This is a genomic window from Actinoplanes derwentensis (assembly GCF_900104725.1).
Taxonomy (GTDB): domain Bacteria; phylum Actinomycetota; class Actinomycetes; order Mycobacteriales; family Micromonosporaceae; genus Actinoplanes; species Actinoplanes derwentensis.
The window spans coordinates 6255001-6271988 of record NZ_LT629758.1; the positions used below are offsets into that span (position 1 = coordinate 6255001).

The 16988-nt window shown below is 65.0% G+C and carries 18 protein-coding genes, 2 tRNA genes and 1 pseudogene (1 of these 21 running past the window's edge); 3 read left to right on the forward strand and 18 right to left on the reverse strand.

Annotated features, from left to right (window positions below):
• The 6 genes from BLU81_RS27340 to BLU81_RS27365 all read right to left on the reverse strand — a co-directional run.
• Positions 1–157, reverse strand: the start of a protein-coding gene (locus BLU81_RS27340) for a carbon-nitrogen hydrolase family protein (protein WP_092547419.1). 638 nt of this gene lie to the left of the window's left edge; 157 of the gene's 795 nt are visible here — the first part of the coding sequence; it begins with the start codon at positions 155–157; the stop codon falls past the left edge of the window.
• Between the two features lie 164 nt (positions 158–321).
• The gene (gene clpX, locus BLU81_RS27345; protein ID WP_092547421.1) at positions 322–1614 is read right to left on the reverse strand and encodes an ATP-dependent Clp protease ATP-binding subunit ClpX; all 1293 of its coding nucleotides are present in this window, start codon (positions 1612–1614) and stop codon (positions 322–324) included.
• A 218-nt stretch (positions 1615–1832) separates the two neighbouring features.
• Positions 1833–2489 carry an ATP-dependent Clp protease proteolytic subunit gene (locus tag BLU81_RS27350; RefSeq protein ID WP_092547423.1) on the reverse strand — a complete coding sequence of 219 codons (657 nt, stop codon included), beginning with the start codon at positions 2487–2489 and terminating at the stop codon, positions 1833–1835.
• A gap of 11 nt (positions 2490–2500) precedes the next feature.
• Positions 2501–3139 (reverse strand): ClpP family protease, encoded by a 639-nt coding sequence (locus tag BLU81_RS27355; RefSeq protein WP_092547425.1) that lies wholly within the window; start codon positions 3137–3139, stop codon positions 2501–2503.
• 216 nt (positions 3140–3355) lie between these two features.
• The gene (gene tig, locus BLU81_RS27360; RefSeq protein WP_092547427.1) at positions 3356–4699 is read right to left on the reverse strand and encodes a trigger factor; all 1344 of its coding nucleotides are present in this window, start codon (positions 4697–4699) and stop codon (positions 3356–3358) included.
• A gap of 36 nt (positions 4700–4735) precedes the next feature.
• Positions 4736–4809: transfer RNA gene (locus tag BLU81_RS27365), tRNA-Pro, on the reverse strand.
• A gap of 130 nt (positions 4810–4939) precedes the next feature.
• On the opposite strand from BLU81_RS27365, the gene BLU81_RS27370 reads away from it, so the two are divergent.
• A tRNA-Gly gene (locus BLU81_RS27370) sits at positions 4940–5013 on the forward strand.
• A gap of 77 nt (positions 5014–5090) precedes the next feature.
• Here the strand turns inward: BLU81_RS27370 and BLU81_RS50910 are convergent.
• From BLU81_RS50910 to BLU81_RS27420, 11 genes and pseudogenes are all read right to left on the reverse strand, one after another.
• Entirely contained in the window at positions 5091–5621 is a 531-nt protein-coding gene (locus BLU81_RS50910) for a tyrosine-type recombinase/integrase (protein ID WP_231953536.1), read from the reverse strand.
• A 376-nt stretch (positions 5622–5997) separates the two neighbouring features.
• Positions 5998–6309 (reverse strand): annotated as a pseudogene (locus BLU81_RS50915) (site-specific integrase); the annotation flags it as partial.
• Positions 6309–6527, reverse strand: a complete 219-nt coding sequence (locus tag BLU81_RS27380) for a helix-turn-helix domain-containing protein (protein ID WP_092547429.1) — start codon at positions 6525–6527, stop codon at positions 6309–6311. The pseudogene BLU81_RS50915 and the gene BLU81_RS27380, both read right to left, overlap by 1 nt.
• A gap of 11 nt (positions 6528–6538) precedes the next feature.
• Entirely contained in the window at positions 6539–8215 is a 1677-nt protein-coding gene (locus BLU81_RS27385) for a replication initiator (RefSeq protein ID WP_092557705.1), read from the reverse strand.
• Between the two features lie 53 nt (positions 8216–8268).
• Positions 8269–8874, reverse strand: a complete 606-nt coding sequence (locus tag BLU81_RS50920) for a DUF2637 domain-containing protein (protein WP_231953538.1) — start codon at positions 8872–8874, stop codon at positions 8269–8271.
• Entirely contained in the window at positions 8871–10277 is a 1407-nt protein-coding gene (locus tag BLU81_RS27395) for an FtsK/SpoIIIE domain-containing protein (RefSeq protein WP_092547431.1), read from the reverse strand. Before BLU81_RS27395 ends, BLU81_RS50920 begins: the two co-directional genes overlap by 4 nt.
• Before the next feature lie 223 nt (positions 10278–10500).
• On the reverse strand, positions 10501–10725 hold the full coding sequence (locus BLU81_RS27400) for a hypothetical protein (RefSeq protein WP_157751806.1): 225 nt from the start codon (positions 10723–10725) through the stop codon (positions 10501–10503).
• Positions 10726–10818: 93 nt separating this feature from the next.
• Positions 10819–11238 (reverse strand): hypothetical protein, encoded by a 420-nt coding sequence (locus tag BLU81_RS27405; RefSeq protein ID WP_092547435.1) that lies wholly within the window; start codon positions 11236–11238, stop codon positions 10819–10821.
• Positions 11239–11359: 121 nt separating this feature from the next.
• Positions 11360–12085, reverse strand: coding sequence for a GntR family transcriptional regulator (locus BLU81_RS27410; RefSeq protein WP_092547437.1), 726 nt, complete (start codon positions 12083–12085; stop codon positions 11360–11362).
• Positions 12086–12171: 86 nt separating this feature from the next.
• Positions 12172–12435, reverse strand: a complete 264-nt coding sequence (locus BLU81_RS27415) for a hypothetical protein (RefSeq protein ID WP_157751807.1) — start codon at positions 12433–12435, stop codon at positions 12172–12174.
• A gap of 43 nt (positions 12436–12478) precedes the next feature.
• Positions 12479–12700 (reverse strand): hypothetical protein, encoded by a 222-nt coding sequence (locus BLU81_RS27420; protein WP_172890630.1) that lies wholly within the window; start codon positions 12698–12700, stop codon positions 12479–12481.
• Between the two features lie 358 nt (positions 12701–13058).
• Here BLU81_RS27420 and BLU81_RS27425 point away from each other — a divergent pair, with 358 nt between their 5' ends.
• Positions 13059–14276, forward strand: a complete 1218-nt coding sequence (locus tag BLU81_RS27425; RefSeq protein WP_092557709.1) for a helix-turn-helix domain-containing protein — start codon at positions 13059–13061, stop codon at positions 14274–14276.
• A gap of 24 nt (positions 14277–14300) precedes the next feature.
• Positions 14301–14768 carry an NUDIX domain-containing protein gene (locus BLU81_RS27430; protein ID WP_231953539.1) on the forward strand — a complete coding sequence of 156 codons (468 nt, stop codon included), beginning with the start codon at positions 14301–14303 and terminating at the stop codon, positions 14766–14768.
• A gap of 669 nt (positions 14769–15437) precedes the next feature.
• Here the strand turns inward: BLU81_RS27430 and BLU81_RS48625 are convergent.
• Entirely contained in the window at positions 15438–16946 is a 1509-nt protein-coding gene (locus BLU81_RS48625) for an RNA-directed DNA polymerase (RefSeq protein WP_157751808.1), read from the reverse strand.
• Positions 16947–16988: the final 42 nt, after the last annotated feature.

A 16988-nucleotide genomic window follows, 5' to 3' on the forward strand; every position in this document is an offset into this window, starting at 1 on the left:
TCGGCGCGTCGGCGGAGCGCCCGAGGAAGTCGACGTACTCCGGGAGTACCGCGAACTTCGCGCCCCCGGCGGCGGCACGTTCTAGCAGATCACGGGCCACAGCGAGGTTTCGGGCACGGTCTTCGCGTGAATTCAGCTGGCAGACGGCGACGCGCATGAATCGAGCGTACGTGCACCGGCCCCGTTCCGGGACTGCTCACACACCGGACGGACACGGAGCGCGGACTGCACTGCCCCATCCCCCGAGGAGGCAGTCAAACAACACTGCCGCCACCCCGTGGGATAGCGGCAGTCTGCAAGCTCAGTGCGAGAAGCCCGGTGTCAGGCTGACTTCTCTTCGCGATCGGGGCGGCGTCGACGACCGACGAACTCGCGCGGAACGATCGTGGGAATAACGTTCTCCACGACGACCTCTCGGGTGATCAGCACCCGGGCGGCGTCGGGGTTGCTGGGCACCTCGAACATCACGTTCTGGAGGACTTCCTCCATGATCGCGCGGAGGCCGCGGGCACCGGTGCCACGAAGCATGGCTTGATCGGCGATGGCCTCGAGCGCGCCCTCGTCGAAATCCAGCTCGACGCCGTCGAGTTCGAAGAGGCGCTGGTACTGCTTCACGTACGCATTCCGCGGCTCGGTGAGGATCTTGATGAGCGCCTCGCGGTCGAGGTTGCGGACGGTCGTGATGACCGGAAGCCGGCCGATGAATTCGGGGATCAGGCCGAACTTGAGCATGTCCTCCGGCATCACCTTGCTGAAGATGTCGTCGGTGTTCCGCTCGGATATCGACCGGAGCCGCGCGCCGAATCCGACGCCGCTCTGTCCGACCCGCTGCTCGATGATCCGGTCCAGGCCCGCGAAGGCCCCACCCACGATGAACAGCACGTTGGTGGTGTCGATCTGAATGAACTCCTGGTGCGGGTGCTTCCGGCCGCCCTGAGGCGGGACGTTCGCGACCGTACCCTCGAGGATCTTCAGCAGCGCCTGCTGGACACCCTCGCCGGAGACATCACGGGTGATCGACGGGTTCTCGCTCTTTCGAGCGATCTTGTCGACCTCGTCGATGTAGATGATGCCCTGCTCGGCACGTTTGACGTCGTAGTCAGCGGCCTGGATGAGCTTGAGCAGGATGTTCTCGACGTCCTCGCCGACGTAACCCGCCTCGGTGAGTGCCGTGGCGTCCGCGATGGCGAAGGGAACATTGAGCATTCGCGCCAGGGTCTGCGCCAGGTGGGTCTTACCGCAGCCCGTAGGGCCGATCAGCATGATGTTGGATTTGGCCACCTCGACGTCGCTGCCCCCACCGGGTGCGCCGTTCGACTCGGCCTGGATCCGCTTGTAGTGGTTGTAGACCGCGACGGAGAGAGCCTTCTTCGCCTGTTCCTGGCCGACAACATAGGTGTCCAGGAATTGGCAGATCTCCATCGGCTTGGGAAGCTCTTCCCACTTCACCTCGCCGGTCTCGGCCAGCTCTTCTTCGATGATCTCGTTGCAGAGGTCGATGCACTCGTCGCAGATGTAGACCCCTGGGCCCGCGATGAGCTTCTTGACCTGCTTCTGCGACTTCCCACAGAAGGAGCACTTGAGTAGGTCGCCACCGTCGCCGATCCGTGCCACCTACGTTCTCCCTGCATTCAATGGGCCGGCCGTCGACCGGTCCTGGTCCGAGGACGGAATGCCTCGTTGCCATCTATCGTCCGCCGGCCCGCGTACCTGAGGCTGCAGACTCGACGTTACCCGCAAAGGGGCAGTTCTCCGACCCCCCAAAACGGGCGTGTCAGGGGTCGGTCAGTCTAGCGCCTGCCGACCTGACCCCTGACACCGCGGACTCGACGTCAGACGCCGGACGTCTGCAGGCTCTTCTTGCGAGTTGCCAGGACGACGTCGACCAGCCCGTACTCCTTGGCCTCGTCCGCGGTCATGATCTTGTCGCGGTCGATATCCTTACGGACCTGGTCGATCGGCCGGGTGGAGTGATGCGAAATCAGCTCCTCCAGCTGCGTGCGCATCCGCATGATCTCGCGGGCCTGGATCTCGATGTCGGAACCCTGGCCGTAACCACCCTCGGTAGCCGGCTGGTGGATGATGATCCGCGAGTGCGGGAGCGCCATCCGCTTACCCGGGGTGCCACCGGCGAGCAGCACCGCCGCGGCGCTGGCCGCCTGGCCCAGGCAGACCGTGCTGATGTCGGGGCGCACGTACTGCATCGTGTCGTAGATCGCCGTCATAGCGGTGAACGAGCCACCGGGCGAGTTGATGTACATCAGGATGTCGCGGTCCGGGTCGGTGCTCTCCAGCGTCAGCAGCTGGGCCATCACGTCGTTGGCCGACGCGTCGTCCACCTGCACGCCGAGGAAGATGATCCGGTCCTCGAACATCTTGTTGTACGGGTTCGACTCCTTGATTCCCCACGAGGTGCGCTCGGAGAACGAGGGCAGCACGTAGCGGTTGTGCACCGGAGCGAAGCCGGGAGGCATAGAGAGGTCGGTCATGGTTCAGCTCCTCAGTTCAGCGTTCCGGCACCGTCCGGGACCTGCGTGGCCCCGGTGATCACCTTGTCGATGAAGCCATAGTCCTTCGCCTCCCCGGCCGTGAACCAGCGGTCCCGGTCGAAGTCGGCCGCGATCTGTTCCTGCGTCTGGCCCGTGTGGTGGGCGATCCGCTCCTGGAACATGCGTTTGGTGTAGAGCATCTGCTCGGCCTGGATGGCGATGTCGGCGGCGGTGCCACCCATACCGCCCGACGGCTGGTGCATCATGATGCGGGCGTGCGGCAGCGCGAAACGCTTGCCGGCCGTGCCGGCGCAGAGCAGGAACTGTCCCATCGAGGCAGCCATGCCCATCGCGACGGTCTGCACGTCGTTGTCGATGAACTGCATCGTGTCGTAGATGGCCATACCCGAGTAGACAGAGCCGCCCGGCGAGTTGATCCAGAGGTGGATGTCGGCTTCGGGGTCTTCGGCGGAAAGCAGCAGCAGCTGGGCGCAGATGCGGTTGGCGCTCGCATCGGTCACCTCGCTGCCGAGGAAGATGATCCGCTCGCGCAGCAGGCGATTGAAGACCGAGTCGTCGAGGTTGCCACTCAGGGTGTCGCCGCCACCTCGCCGCGACACTGGCCCGGTGGGGATGTGGAGATCGGTCATGGCAGCCCTTCACAGCTTGCTGTGTCGGCCGAGGAATCCGGCCGGCAGGTTGTCCGTCGTACGACCAACCTAACTGGTCGGATGCGCATCAGCTTCCCGCTCGGGCAGGTGTTCGCTGACAGCGCATCGCCCCGCCGTACCAAAGAAAAGACAACGGCCACCACGCACCGGAAGCGGTGCGCGGTGGCCGTTCAGAGTCGCTCAGAGTCGCTCAGATCAGTGGTTGTGACCCGCGTGCTCGTCGGCTTCGCGCAGGTCGTCCAGCGACAGCGTGTTTCCGTCGGCGTCCTTCATCGTGACCTGCTCCATCACCGAAGCAAGCGCCTTGCCCCGGCGCACGTCGCCGAAGACGGCGGCCGCGGAGCCCGAGCGGACCAGCTGGTCGTAGTACTGCTGCGGCTGCATCTGGGCACGCTGTGCCCGGTGCACGATCTCGTGACCGAACTCGTCGTCGGTGACCTGGACGTCCTCGGCGTCGGCGACGGTGTCGAGCAGCAGCTGGATCCGGACGCCCTCCTGAGCGGCCTCGGTCAGCTCCTGGTCGATCTGCTCCTCGGTCTTCTCCTCCGAGGCCAGGTAGTCGGCCAGGCTGGCACCGATGCGCTCGAGCTGGTCGGTCATGGCCTGCTTGCGGCCCTCGACCTCGTCCTTCACGACGCCCTCGGGCGCCGGGATGTTCGCCGACTCGACGAGCTGCTTGAGGGCCTCGTCACGGGCGGCGTAGATCTGCTCGACCTTCTTCACCCGGGTGAGGCGGGTGCGCAGGTCGTCGCGGAGCTCGTCCAGGGTGTCGAACTCGCTCGCCAGCTGGGCGAACTCGTCGTCGACCTCGGGGAGCTGCTTGTCCTTGACGGTCCGGACCGCGACCTTCACCTCAGCGTCCTGGCCGGCGAAGTCGCCGCCGACGAGCTGGGTGGTGAAGTTCGCCTCCTCGCCGGCGGACAGGCCGACGAGCACCTCGTCGAGGCCGGGGAGCAACTGCTTGCTGCCGACCTCGTGGGAGATGTTGTTGGCCGAACCACCGGGGACGTCCTCGCCGTCGACGGTCGCGTTCAGGTCGAGCTGGACGTAGTCGCCCTCCGCAGCGGCGCGCTCGACCGTCTTCAGGGTCGCGAAGCGCTCGCGCAGGCCGTTGATCTGCTCATCGATCTCGTTGTCACCGATTTCGAGGGCCGGAACCGTGACGGTGATCTCGGACAGGTCCGGGACGCTGATCTCCGGGCGGACGTCGACCTCGGCCGTGAACTTCAGCGGCGCATTGTCGGCGAACTCGGTGATCTCGACCTCGGGACGGCCGAGGGTCTTGACGTCGTGCTCCTGGACCGCGGCGAGGATCTGCTGCGGGATCGCCTCCTGGACGGCCTCGTTCAGCACGGCACCACGGCCGACACGCTGATCGATGACGGCCGCCGGAACCTTGCCCTTACGGAAGCCCGGAACCTGAACCTGCGAGCCGATCTCCCGGTACGCCTTCTGCAGGCTCGGCTTGAGCTCCTCGAACGGCACCTCGATGGCGAGCTTCACCCGAGTCGGGCTCAGAGTCTCGACGGTGCTCTTCACAGGCGTACTCCTTGTTGCTGCGGATGATGATGTCAGTCGGGGTGGCGGGATTTGAACCCACGGCCCCTCGCTCCCAAAGCGAGTGCGCTACCAAGCTGCGCCACACCCCGTGGCGTCGGCCAGTGTATGCGGTCGGCTCGCCCGCGTGTGCGCTGGAGTCACCTGCTGGGGAATCCGGTTCGCGCGGAGGGCAGATGATTCAGTAGGATGTACACGAGCCCGGCGGTTTCCAGGGCTCACGCGGGCGTAGCTCAATGGTAGAGCTTCAGTCTTCCAAACTGACTACGCGAGTTCGATTCTCGTCGCCCGCTCCACCACGAAGGCCCAGGTCAAGGCGTACTCGCCGACCTGGGCCTTCGTCTTTCACCCACTCGGATGATCTTGCGTGCCATTAGGCAGCCGGGTCGCCGTCCCGCTGGCGCTTGCCGGGTTTGCCGTCGGCTTCTGTCGGCTTGCCGCGTTTCGCCCGCTTGCCACCGGCCTTCTTCGTCGGCTGGTCGGCCTTCGCTCCTTTGGTGATCCGCTTGTCCATCGTGTCGGCGGTCTCGCGGTCCCGTTCGCTGGTCGCATGCTGGTAGATCAGGGCCGCCCGCATGCTCGCGTGACCCATCCGATGCATCAGCTCCCGGGTGCTGGCGCCGCTGGCCGCCGCGATGTTGTTCCCGGTGTGCCGCAGATCGTGGAAATGGAAGCCTGCTGGCATCCCCGCGTCCGCCAGCGCCTTCGACCAGCTCACCGACCGCCGGAAGTTGCCGGTTCGCATCGGCTTGTCCTTGTCGCCAGTGAAGACCAGCGCCTCCGGGTTCTGACCGGTGAACTCCCCCAAGTGCTGGATCAGGGCCTTGCGGGCAACTGCCGGAAGGGCGACGACCCGGATGCCCGCCGCCGACTTCGGCGGGCCGAATTCCAGGCCCGACCTCAAAGCCGCCAACTTCCTGGGTACGCGCACGGTCCCGGCCGCCAAGTCGACGTCGCAGCGCGGCCAGTTCGCCCCACCGGAGGCCGGAGAACGCAGCGACGGTGATCAACGCCACGTACCGGGCCGGCATTTGCTCGGCGAGCGCGAGGACCTGGACGACGGTGGCGACCGGGCGCTCCGGAGTGTGGTACCGGTCGTAACCCGGGATCCGACACGGGTTCTGCTTCAGGATTTCGTCCTCCCGCACGGCGGTGTTGAGGATCGCCCGGAGCAGTGAATAGGACTTCACGGCCTGCGGTTCGGTGGTGCCACCCGCGAGCAGTTTGCCGCGCCAGGAACGGATGGTCTGGGGCTTGATGGCGCCGAGCTCCAAGTGGCCGAGGATCGGCTCGATGTGCAGACGGAACAGGTCCTCGTAGTTCTCCCGCGTGCGCGGCTGGAGCTTCCGATGGGCGATCCACTCCTTGCCGTACCCGGAGAGACGCACCTCGCCGGCTTCCGGGGCGTGCCACTCGCCCCGGATGATCTCCGACTCGATCAGGGTCAGCCATTGGGCCGCCAGCTTCTCGGTGTCGAAGGTGTGTTTGGCGTTGCGGGTGATCCCGTCCGGGCCGAGATAGCGCGCCTGGAAGCGGCCCGACGGCAGCTTGCGGATGTTGCCGAAACGGCGATGACGCTTCTGGTTGGCCATCAGTGCGCTCCCCTGACGTAGGCGCGGATCGCGGCCCGATCAGTCGGGGCGACGCGGTGGGAGTCGATGTAGTGGACGACTGCGGCCGGGTCGAAGCGGACCAGGCGGCCGATCTTCACGAACTCGATGCGCCGCTCGGAGACGAGGCGGCGCACGAATCGCGGGGTGGCACGAAGGCGAGCAGCGACCTCATCAGCGGTCAACAGCTCGTCATCCATTCGGGTCCTCCTCATGTCGGTGATTCCGCGGCTTGTTGCGTCGGGACAGTTGCCGAAAAAGTTCTGACCTGCGCCCGCCAGCGGATTCGCTCCGAGACGGCCCTCAAGATCCGGTGCCCCAGCGGCAGAACGTCCGGGTCTTCCGGCCGGGCCAGCTCGAAGCGGAACCGGTCCTTCTCCGCCGGGTTCTCTTCCTGCTGCTCCGGGTCGCCCAGGGCCGCGCGGATCCACGCCCGGTTGTCCGCGCGATGGTCAGCGAGGGTCTTGCCGGACCACTGCCGAGAGACCAGGACACGGCGGCCGGTGAAACCGAGCGTCGCCCGCTGGTGGACCTTTCCGGTACAGCGGCCAGGGACCAGGCCCGGCTTGGCGCGGTCCGGCTGGACACCGTAGAGCAGCCAGTTCGCGCACGTCGGCGAGCAGGGCAGGACGGCCAGCTCAGCGTGCAGGCGATCGGCGTGCGCCTTCTGGGTGGCCGAGTTCGCCGGCGCGTGTTCGGTCAGGTCCTTGGTGACGTACTTCGTGACGTAGCGGATCGACCGCTCGGCGTCCTTCGTGCCCTGGGCGATGCCACGGGCGTCGACACGGCCCAACCTAGCGACGTACGCCGGGCGCGCGTCCGGGTCCTCCAAGGCGTCCAGCGCCTCGCCCCACGTCGGCAAGGTCTCCCCGGTCGACGGGTCGACGTAGCCGCCCAGATCGGCGCTCCAGGTCGGCGGACGGTCGACGGTGTGGACGAACTCGTCGAACGGGGGCCACCACACCTGGTGGTACGTCGCGGCAGCCACCTGGTTGACCAAGCGCCGGGGCAGGGTGCCCCGCACGGCGAAGTGCGCGTGCGGGGCGAGACGGCGCTGAAGCTCGATGGCGCCGGCGTACTGGACGTTCCAGCCCGCCGCCCGGCGCAGGTTCTGCCACCAGCGGTCGAGCACCCGTGCGAAATGGATCGCGTCGAGTGCAGCCCGCCGGTAGTCGTAGGTGGCCGGGTCGACCGGAGTGCCGAGCTTCGGGTCGTGCGGGTGGTGGCGCTCCCCGCAGGCGCACGGCACGACGTACGCGCCCCGGCGCATGTGGGAATGGACCTGCCCGTGCGAGTCCAGGGTGAGCGTGACCAGCATCGACGGGCGGTAGGTCTGGCCCGCTTTGCCCTGGAAGGCACGGCCGACCGTGCGCGGGTCGACGGGCAGCCGGGGCAGGTCCGGGGAGTCGTGCCGACGCTTGGTCGAGCGCGCCCGGCGGGGACGGTCGTCGCGTTCCTTCGGCGTCAGCCGCCCACGGAGGTCGGTCTCGGCCAGGACTTCGTCCACCTCAGCGATCCGGTGGTCCAGCTCGGCCAGCCGCTCGATCCGCTCGTCGGGCGTCATCGGCTCGAAGTGCACCGCGGCCCGGTCGAACTCCAGATGCGCGCGGGTCTTCACCAGATCGAGTTCCGGTTCGCCGGGACGGTCCGGGCGTACCGCAGGCTCGTCTTCCAGATGCCAGCCCTCCCGGATCTGCTGGATCCGGAGACGGCGGTTGCGTTCGGCGCAAGGCTTGCACTTCGCGGCCAGCCGGGCGCCGCACGGGATCTCCACGACCTCGGTGAGGCCGGTCATGGTGTCGGTGCGGCGCAGAGGCAGAGGGCGTACGCAGACGCCGTTCCGTTCGGCCAGCAAGGTCAGGGCTTCACGGGCGAGAGGCTGGCGCATCCGGGCGGCCCGTGAACCGGGGCGAGGGTCGGCGGGGATGAGAGCGGTGACGGTCACAGAGCGGCCTCACGTGGTCGAGTGGGAAACGCGGTGACGGGAACGGGCACCAAGCCAGGGCGAGTCGGAGTCGGCACCTTGCCGGCCTTTTCGTCGGGCAGCGCCCTAACCGGCTCGGCCGGGACCGGGGCCGCTGGCGCGACGACAGACGGCGCGGCCTGGACCGGTGGCACGGCCGGAGCCGGGACCGAGGCCGGAGGCTGGGCAGCCGCGACAGCAGGAGGCGTTGCCGGGGCACCGGCCAGGACGAGCTTGGAAAGACCCAAGAAGGCCAGCGCCGGTACGGCGGACAGCAGCCAGCCGGACGGGCCGGGCTTCGCGACGGCGAGCTGTGCCGACAGGGACAGGCCCGCCGCGCAGACGAGCAGGAACATCGGGTAGCCGACCGAGCCGCCGGTACGCCGCCGCTGGCGGATCACGAGCAGGGCCGCCATCGGGATCAGCTCGGAGATCACAGCGTTGGCCCAGCCGAACCACTCCCCCGTACCGGCCGGGGAATTTGCCATCGTCCAGTCCTTGACGTGGGTGAACGACGCCGCGCCCGCGAATCCGCCGACGACCAGCAGGATGGCGACGAGTAGCAGCCCCTCGATCCGCTTCACAGGGCCGCTCCCCGTCCGTAGGTGGCCGCCAGGTCGGACACGTCCCCGTCATCCAGGTAGGAGAAGCGGACCCGGACCGGTTCCCGGACGCCGTCGAGGACGACGTAACCGACGCCCGGCGACGTCTCCGGGATCAGGTCGCACATCGCTCCCCGGTCGCGTGCCCCGTCGCCGAGGACCATGTCGGCCTGTTCCGGTTCGGTCATCCGCAGCGCGATCCGGGTCGGGAACAGGTCCCGGAACGGGAGCACGTCCTTGCGCGGGTCCTGCAAGGCTGCGATCACGTGGACGCCGACCGCGCGGCCCTGGGACAGCAACAGGCCCAGCGATTCCCGGATTCGGTCGCGGACCTTCCGATCGGTCAGGTAGGCGGTCAGCGCAGCCAGCTCGTCGACGACCACCACGATCAGCGGGTCATCGACCGTCGGCGTGTGCTGGCGAGCCACCCCACGCAGCCGGGCCGCCCGCAGCCGCATTCGTTTGACGGCCTCCTCCAGGACGCCGGCCATGCTGTCGGGATCGTCGTAGGCGAACCGGGCGAACAGCGGTGCGCCCGCCGCCAGCTCCATGCCGCCCTTCGGGTCGAACGCCCACACCTCGACCAGACCCGACGCGATGCCACCCGCCAGCGAACGCAGCAGCGACCAGAGCACTGAGCCCTTACCGGAGTTCGTCGCGCCGGCGATCAGCACGTGTGAGCCGGTCAGACGTAGGCGATAGGCGGTGCCGTCCTCACGTACACCCAGTTGAAGGTGGGAAAGATCCGGCGAAGCCGGGACCGGGAAGGGCTGGACCGTGCCGACCAGCGGATCCCGGCGGACGAAGTGCAGCACCACACGATCCGGGCGACCGGTGGTGTGAGCACGCGCCTCGCGGAGGTTGAACGAGTAGGCGAGGCGCGGCGCAGCTTTCGCCCAGTCGTCCGGGTGCTGGCCCGGTAGGAGCCGAACCGTCACCAGGTCACCCCATCGGTTGGAGCGGACACCGAGCAGGCGCGGCACCCAACGCTCCCCGCCGTGGACGCCGACCAGGCCACAAGCGGTCATCGCTGAGGTCCAGCCGCGCCGGTAGATCCACAGCCGACGGCACCGGCCGACCAGCGGGTACCAGCCGCATCGCAGCCAGGACGCCGGATGCAGTCGCCACCAGGAGAGGGCACCGGCCACGAGCCCGGCGACGACGCCCGCGAGCACGGGCCAACCGTGCTGGTCGGCGATCCACCAGGAGGCAGCCGCCGGGCCGGTGATCCACCAGTAGCGGGCCGTCAGCACCACCGAGCGGAACGTCCCCCGTCCCAGCCAGACGAAGGCGAGCAGCCAGCCGGGGATGCGCCAGACCGGGAGCCGGGTGTTCAGAGGGGCGGTGGGGATCTTCTCCCCGGGGATCACGTTGATCATCGGCATCCGCGCCACCCCCGACCGAGGCGGGTGGACCGGCCGAGGGAGCCGACACACTCTCGGCACGCCATGTGGACGCGGTCGAAACGGCGCGGGGAGACCCAGACCAAACACCAGGAGCAGCGGTACGCCCGGACAACGGCCAAGTCAGCTCGTCCCGTCATCCAGCGGAACGCGTAGACGATCTGAGCCGATGTCCGACTGAGCTTGCGGTCGATGCGGCGAGCGTTCATGCCGCACCACCCGTACGGATGCGGGTAGCTTCCGCTCGTGCTGCCGTCGCGAGGTCGGCCGCTTCCGAGTCGGTGGCGGCGATTCGCTCCAGCAGCTCGGCCTTGCGATCGAACCAGTCGGCACGCTCGTCGGTCGGGGTCGTCGCACCGGGACGGTCGCGCAGCAGGGCGGACAGATCGGCGGCGAAGGTGATCAGGTCAGCCTGAACTACGGTGGGCACCAGGCCCTCCTTCATCGAAATGGGAGTGAGGGTTGCCGCGCGGGACGGGCCGGGACTCTTGGCGGGGAAACGGCCCGCCCGCGCGTTCGGTCGTCAGGCAGCAGCGCCGACAACGGCCGGACGGATCGAGGTCGCTCGCAGCGAGTACGCCATTCGTGCCTTGCATGAGCCGGCGCCCTTGCAACGCTGGGAGTCGACGTACGGCGTGAGCGTCAGACCGTCGAACTCGATGGCGGGCGGGTAGCCCGGCACGGCCGAGGCAGGCGGGACCGGCTGCTGCGGCGCGCAGATCTTGACCTTGACCTCGGTGGTACGACCGAACTTTCCGGCGGCCGGATCGAGGTCGAGCACCCGGACCACCCAGACCCGTTCGCCGGTCTCCTTGTCGCGGACCTGGCTGTCCGGTTCGTTGCGGCGATCGAAGTCGACAGCGGCCTCCACGCCGAGGCAGAGCACTCCGGCCGGGAACACATAGTCGAACGGGACGGGGACTTTCAACGTCAGCGGGACCATCCGGACCTGACCTCCTGATCGCACGGACGTCAACATGACATCCGCCTATGCTTACAAGTTATGTCAGCTTGTAAGTACAGGCAACGACCTATGTCCGGTCTTCAGATGGCGCAATGATCAATTAGGACAGTGGGTACGAGTCCTCGATCTCGTGGCGACTCCCCGGCATCACGATCAGCGAAGTCATGATCGGTGCGCCGGACGACTGATGAGCCGTGACCACCACAGAGAGCACGGCCTCGTCAGTGGGCACGTTCAGGGCGCCGGCTTCCGCGTCATCGACCCGGCGGGCAGTCATCCGTTCGGTGGCGAAGTCGGCGCGCAGGCGCTTCTTGGCCTTGATGTGCTCCAGCAGGCCTCCGGAGATCGGCTCCGGTTTGATGACGTCGGTGCCGACCGCGATGTCCACCGGCACAAACGTCGAGATCAGATCGATCGGCCCAGACGCCGACACAGTGCGCCGCCGCCGCTCGTAGACCGGAGTGCCCTCTGGAATGCCCAGGGCAGCGGACACCCACGGAGCAGCGAGAACCGGGCCGACGTGCAGGATCTCGGTCTCGGCCGTCTCGTCCAGGTCGATGGCATCCCGCGCGTACTGCGGCGAGGTCCGGCCGGACGGCGGACGCCCCCGGACGAAGCTGCCCTTGCCCTGCTGAGATTCAATCCAGCCGTCCTGCTTGAGGATGCCCAGCGCCTTCAGCACCGTCGGGCGGGACACGTCGAACTCATCGCAGAGTTGACTCTCGGACGGAAGGCCGGCGCCGGGCGCATACGTCCCGTCCTCGATGCGGCCACGCAGCGCGTTCAAGACGCGCAGGTATTTCGGCGTCGGAATCTCGTACGCCATTGGGATCCACCCACCAGGTCAGTTTGACGATCTCAGCATGTGCTTACAGGACGATAAGGCCTGTCAGCACGACTGAACAAGATTGGTCAGCCGGTCGAGTCGCTGGCACCGGTGGAGCCGTTGAGCCAGCCGGACCAGGCTTTCGGGGTGCCGACCTGTTCCGGTCGCGATGTACCGGGAGCACGACGCGGTAGGCGCCCGTAGCGGGTGAAGACATGCGCCGCCACCAGCCGGAGGCTGCACGGGTCTTCCTCACCGCAGGCGAGGCACCGCCCGTTCCCGCTGGCAGCTGTGTGCCGATCGATCTGGGACTGTGCGTAGTCGAGCTGTTCCTGGACAGCGGCAGTCACGAAGACGCTCACCTTGGGTTCTCCCCTTGCTCTGGGCCGCCGGTCATCGCGGGAAGCGGCGCAGCCCCTCGAACTGGACGAAAATCTTCCGGCGCTCAACCGCGTTGCCGTCGCGGTCGAGGACATAGCCGGTGATCCAGCCCCACCCGTCATAGGTCGGCTTCACGCCCAGCGCGATCACACGGAAGACCAGCTCACGCCCGCCGCCGAACTGCACCGACGCACGGCTGTCGACGATCAGGACATCACCGGGACGCGGGATCACAGGAACCCTCCACCGCAGGGGGTTGGATGGCACCGAGGCGAGCGGGCATCAAGTCCGGCACCCGCCCCGGTGCCGGCTTATGAGGCCGTCGCCACTCTCGTGCCGCGCCCGCCGCAGTCCATGCAAGAGCGGCGAGCCGTCACCCGCTCGTCCCGGCACGACTGAGCCACCATCCGCAGTGCGGTCCGATGGGTCGTGTACTTCCAGCCCACACCGGCGCACGAGCGGCAGGCGACAGCCGGAGCGGAAACGGTGGTAACGGTCATGGAGACAGGCTGTAGCCAAAATCGCCCAGCAACCCGGAAAATCGTTCCGGGGTCGCCGATCTTCAAGCGGGGAGGGTCAGCGGATGCGCGGCATGACCATGAAACTGACGATCGGCGAGCGAGTCGCCTGGTACCGCCGCCGACGCGGCCTGTCTCAAGAAGTCCTCGCGGGTCTCGTAGGACGGACCGCGGACTGGCTCGGGAAGATCGAGAACAACCGGATCGAGCTGGACCGGCTCTCCGTCATCAAGTCTCTCGCCGACGTGCTCGATGTCGCGCTCGGCGATCTGCTCGCTGAGCCATCCCTGGTCGAGTGGACTGCCGACAGCGGGATGGAGACCGTGCCGGCTTTACGAACGGCGCTCATGGAGTACCGGGCGATCACCGCTCTCGGCACCAGCGGCCAGGACGCCGAGCCTCCGGATCTGGACGATCTCCGGAAGCAGACCGCTCGACTCTGGGATCTGTATCAGGCTTCCCGCTTCGGAGCCGTCACCGGCAAGCTCCCGGATCTCCTCCGCCAAGCTCAGGCTGCTGTCGACCACCTGGACGGCCGCGAGCAGGAACAAGCCCGGAACCTGCTCGGTCTCACCTACCAGTTGGCGGCTACCCAGCTCACCAAGCTTGGCGAGACCGACCTCGCGTGGATCGCTGCCGATCGAGGTCTCGCCGCCGTCCGTCCCGTTGGCAATCCAGCGATCACGGGTTCCCTGTTCCGGTCGGTCAGTCACGCACTCCTGTCGACCGGGCGCTATCAGGACGCGGTACGCCTGACGACCGACGCCGCCGACTACCTGGACCAGCACCTCACCGACGCCGGTCCGGAACTCCTGTCGGTCTACGGCACGCTGCTTCTCGCCGGATCGATGGCAGCGGCCAGGTCGAACGACCCCGGAACCGTCCGAACCTTCCTCAACACAGCCGACGAGACAGCCGCCAGGCTCGGCACCGATGCCAACCACCTGTGGACCGCATTCGGCCCAACAAACGTCGCCATCCACCGAGTGGCAACGGCCGGCGAACTCGGCAACGTCCAGGTCGCGATCGACCTCGGCCCCCGAGTCGACACCTCTGCCCTACCGATGGAACGCCGAGTGCGCCACGCGCTGGAGGTATCCCGCGCGTACAGCTCCTGGAACCGCCAGGACGAGGCCCTATCCGTCCTGCTCGACGCAGAACTGATGGCCCCCGAACAGGTCCGGCACCACTTCCTCGGCCGTCAGCTCGCCCTCACATGGGTAAGGCAGCAGAAGGGCAAGCCGTCCTCAGACTTGGTCGGCTTGGCACGCCGCCTCCACGTGCTCGACTGATCCACTCGCTCTACTCTGCTCGGTGTGACGACTACCAACACACCTCCGATGGCCACTCCGCGTATTGCAGCCGGAGCCCTCTTCTTCGACGATGAAAACCGTGTGCTACTTGTAAAGCCTACATACAAAGCCGGATGGGATATTCCCGGCGGCTATGTCGAGCCTGGGGAATCGCCGCACGCTGCACTTGTCCGCGAAATCAAAGAAGAAATTGGCCTCACCAAAGAGAGCACTAATATTCTTGCGGTCGACTGGGCGCCCACGGACAGGGAGGGTGACAAAATCTTGTTTGTTTTCGACGGCGGCATGCTAACAAAGGAGGAGATTTCTCAAATTCATTTCAAGGACGGCGAAATAGCCGAGTGTCAGTTTGTTTCTGCGACAGACCTAGGAAGATACCTTCCCCCACGACTGATTCGGCGAGTAAGCACCTCGATTCAAGCAAAACAGAAGGGGGTTCCCGTATACGCCGAGAATGGCAGAACTCTCTAACGAAAACCGGTGTTCACCACCGCTAGAACGGCACCTCACTCGCCGCTTCACTGTCCAGATTTTTCCACTACGGGGCAGCCGAATCCACAGCACGCACAAAAGAGCTACACACAGAGAAAATCTTTGGAAGTGAAGTCTTCACAATGTACAACTCATTGTTGGCGACTTGAATATCAACAAGACCCAACTGAGCCTTAATACCTCTTTTTCGCAACTGCTTTGCCGTTAAACGACCAAGGCCATGCGCAACCGAATTCCGCGCCTCAATTGCCGCTTCAACCCCTTTCCATCCGAACTGCTTGGACAAATCTACCGAGTGATACCTGACATACGACTCGTGTCGCTTTTGCCAAGATGATGTGGAATTCAGTTCGAAATCCTCTAGTAGTCGATTCACCGTCGAGGTCTTTCGAGGGAAATACTCATCCATTAGATCTCTATTCAGTATATCAAGATAAGCCTCGACTATCGACACCATGCGAAGAAGTGCAGCCTGTCTTCTAATTCGATCAGGATCAACTGGACCCATTGTTGTGCGCAGAATACGAGGCGACCGCACTAAACCGTCACCACCTTGCAATAGGTCAGGCTGGGCCCAAGCTAGCAACTTGAGTGCGACCTCCGTAGTTTCGTAGCGAGGAAAAGTATTCAACGGACTTGGCAAACTAATCACCGCAACAATACGCGATAAAGGGGTGACGACTGACGGACGGCCTCTAGCTGCTTTTCGGGAGGCGGAGAAGATCCCTGGGCAAGCATCTTCATTCCCAGTACAAACCATGGCGCTAGGGCATCTGGTGCCGCACGAAGTTCTTCCTCCAATTCGTCAAAGGAAACAGCATCTGCTTCTGCCAGCGCAAGATACGCCTCGGCACGTAATGGCGCGGGCGAGCTAGAACGCGTGAGCTCCTCAATCCACTCCCGCGCCGGATCAATTGCGCCCAATAGGCCCATCTTCCGAGCGCCATAGGTAAGCCACAGCGATTGCCAATCGCTCACAGAGTGCTCTGTTAACTCAAACCAAACTTCGATCGCCTCCCCCTCTCTAGACTCGTAAGCGCGAACTAAATACCTCACCAGGTGCGGAGTCAAGGAGGGCACATAGCGAAAGAGTCGGGTTACCCAAGGTAGACCACCAGCGTCACCATTTCTGATTAAGGAGTTAAGCGCACGTCGAAGATGTCGCAAGTCTTGGGAACTGATCTTTCTTAAGGTTATTCCTCCAATAGAATCACCCTCTCGGTCAATGCGTTGCAACATCTGCATTGCCCAAACAACAGATTCGGCTTCATCCTGATCGAAGTAGCCCGTAACAGCCACCTCTACATCCTGGGGATCGAAAGTCGCCGCTGCCGTATCCACGTCCATATCGGTATGAGCGAAAAGATAGGTTGGAAATGTTGAAACAAAAGTCTTCTGATCGCCTACTACCAACCCAACATCGCGAGCTGCCTCGCCGAGAATCTCTAGATTCCGCAGCGCATCTCGGTAGCTTCCACACCCGATACGAAAGTCGTCGTTGAAACGCCAAGCCGCGATTCCACGTCGTGTCACGGCACGCTCGACAATCCTTATATATACTTCCGACAGCCAATCCGAGGCATCGAGCAACTGTGGAATACCGAAAGATCGACCACTTAACTCCCCGAGCAAGCTAATCAACTGGTCAACATGCAGCACATCCCCCGTCTGCATGTGTAGCTCTTGCCGAAGGACTTCATGGTCTACATATTGATAGAACGCAGTTATATCAGCCTCGGCAACATATCGAATCTGCGCATCACCTATACGAACGGGTCCGCTGCTCACATGTTCAAATGCATAAGCAATAGGCGCCTTAATAAAATTCTTGTACTCTTCCGGGGTCCGCTCTGAAATTTCCAGATCTTCCAAAACTAGTCTAGTAAGCGCCCTGTAGGCTACGCGCTCGCCAATACCGATAATCGGAACTGGGCGTATGCCAAAGCCAGACTTCCGCGCATTTACAGACAATGGAGTGGCGTTCGGTTGACCGCTTAGAAGACGGCTCTTGACCCAGCCCGCAATGGCGGAACTTCCTACACGTATTGCATCGGACCACGGCTCCGGGGGAAGAAGGTTTCGAACAGTTTCAACTTCCTCTAAGACGGCTCTCTCGATCTTCAGCCTCGCGACGATACTGCTGTCTACTGCTTCCATTTCACCCCTAGATTATAGAAACCGGCAAGCTGACGGTGGTGA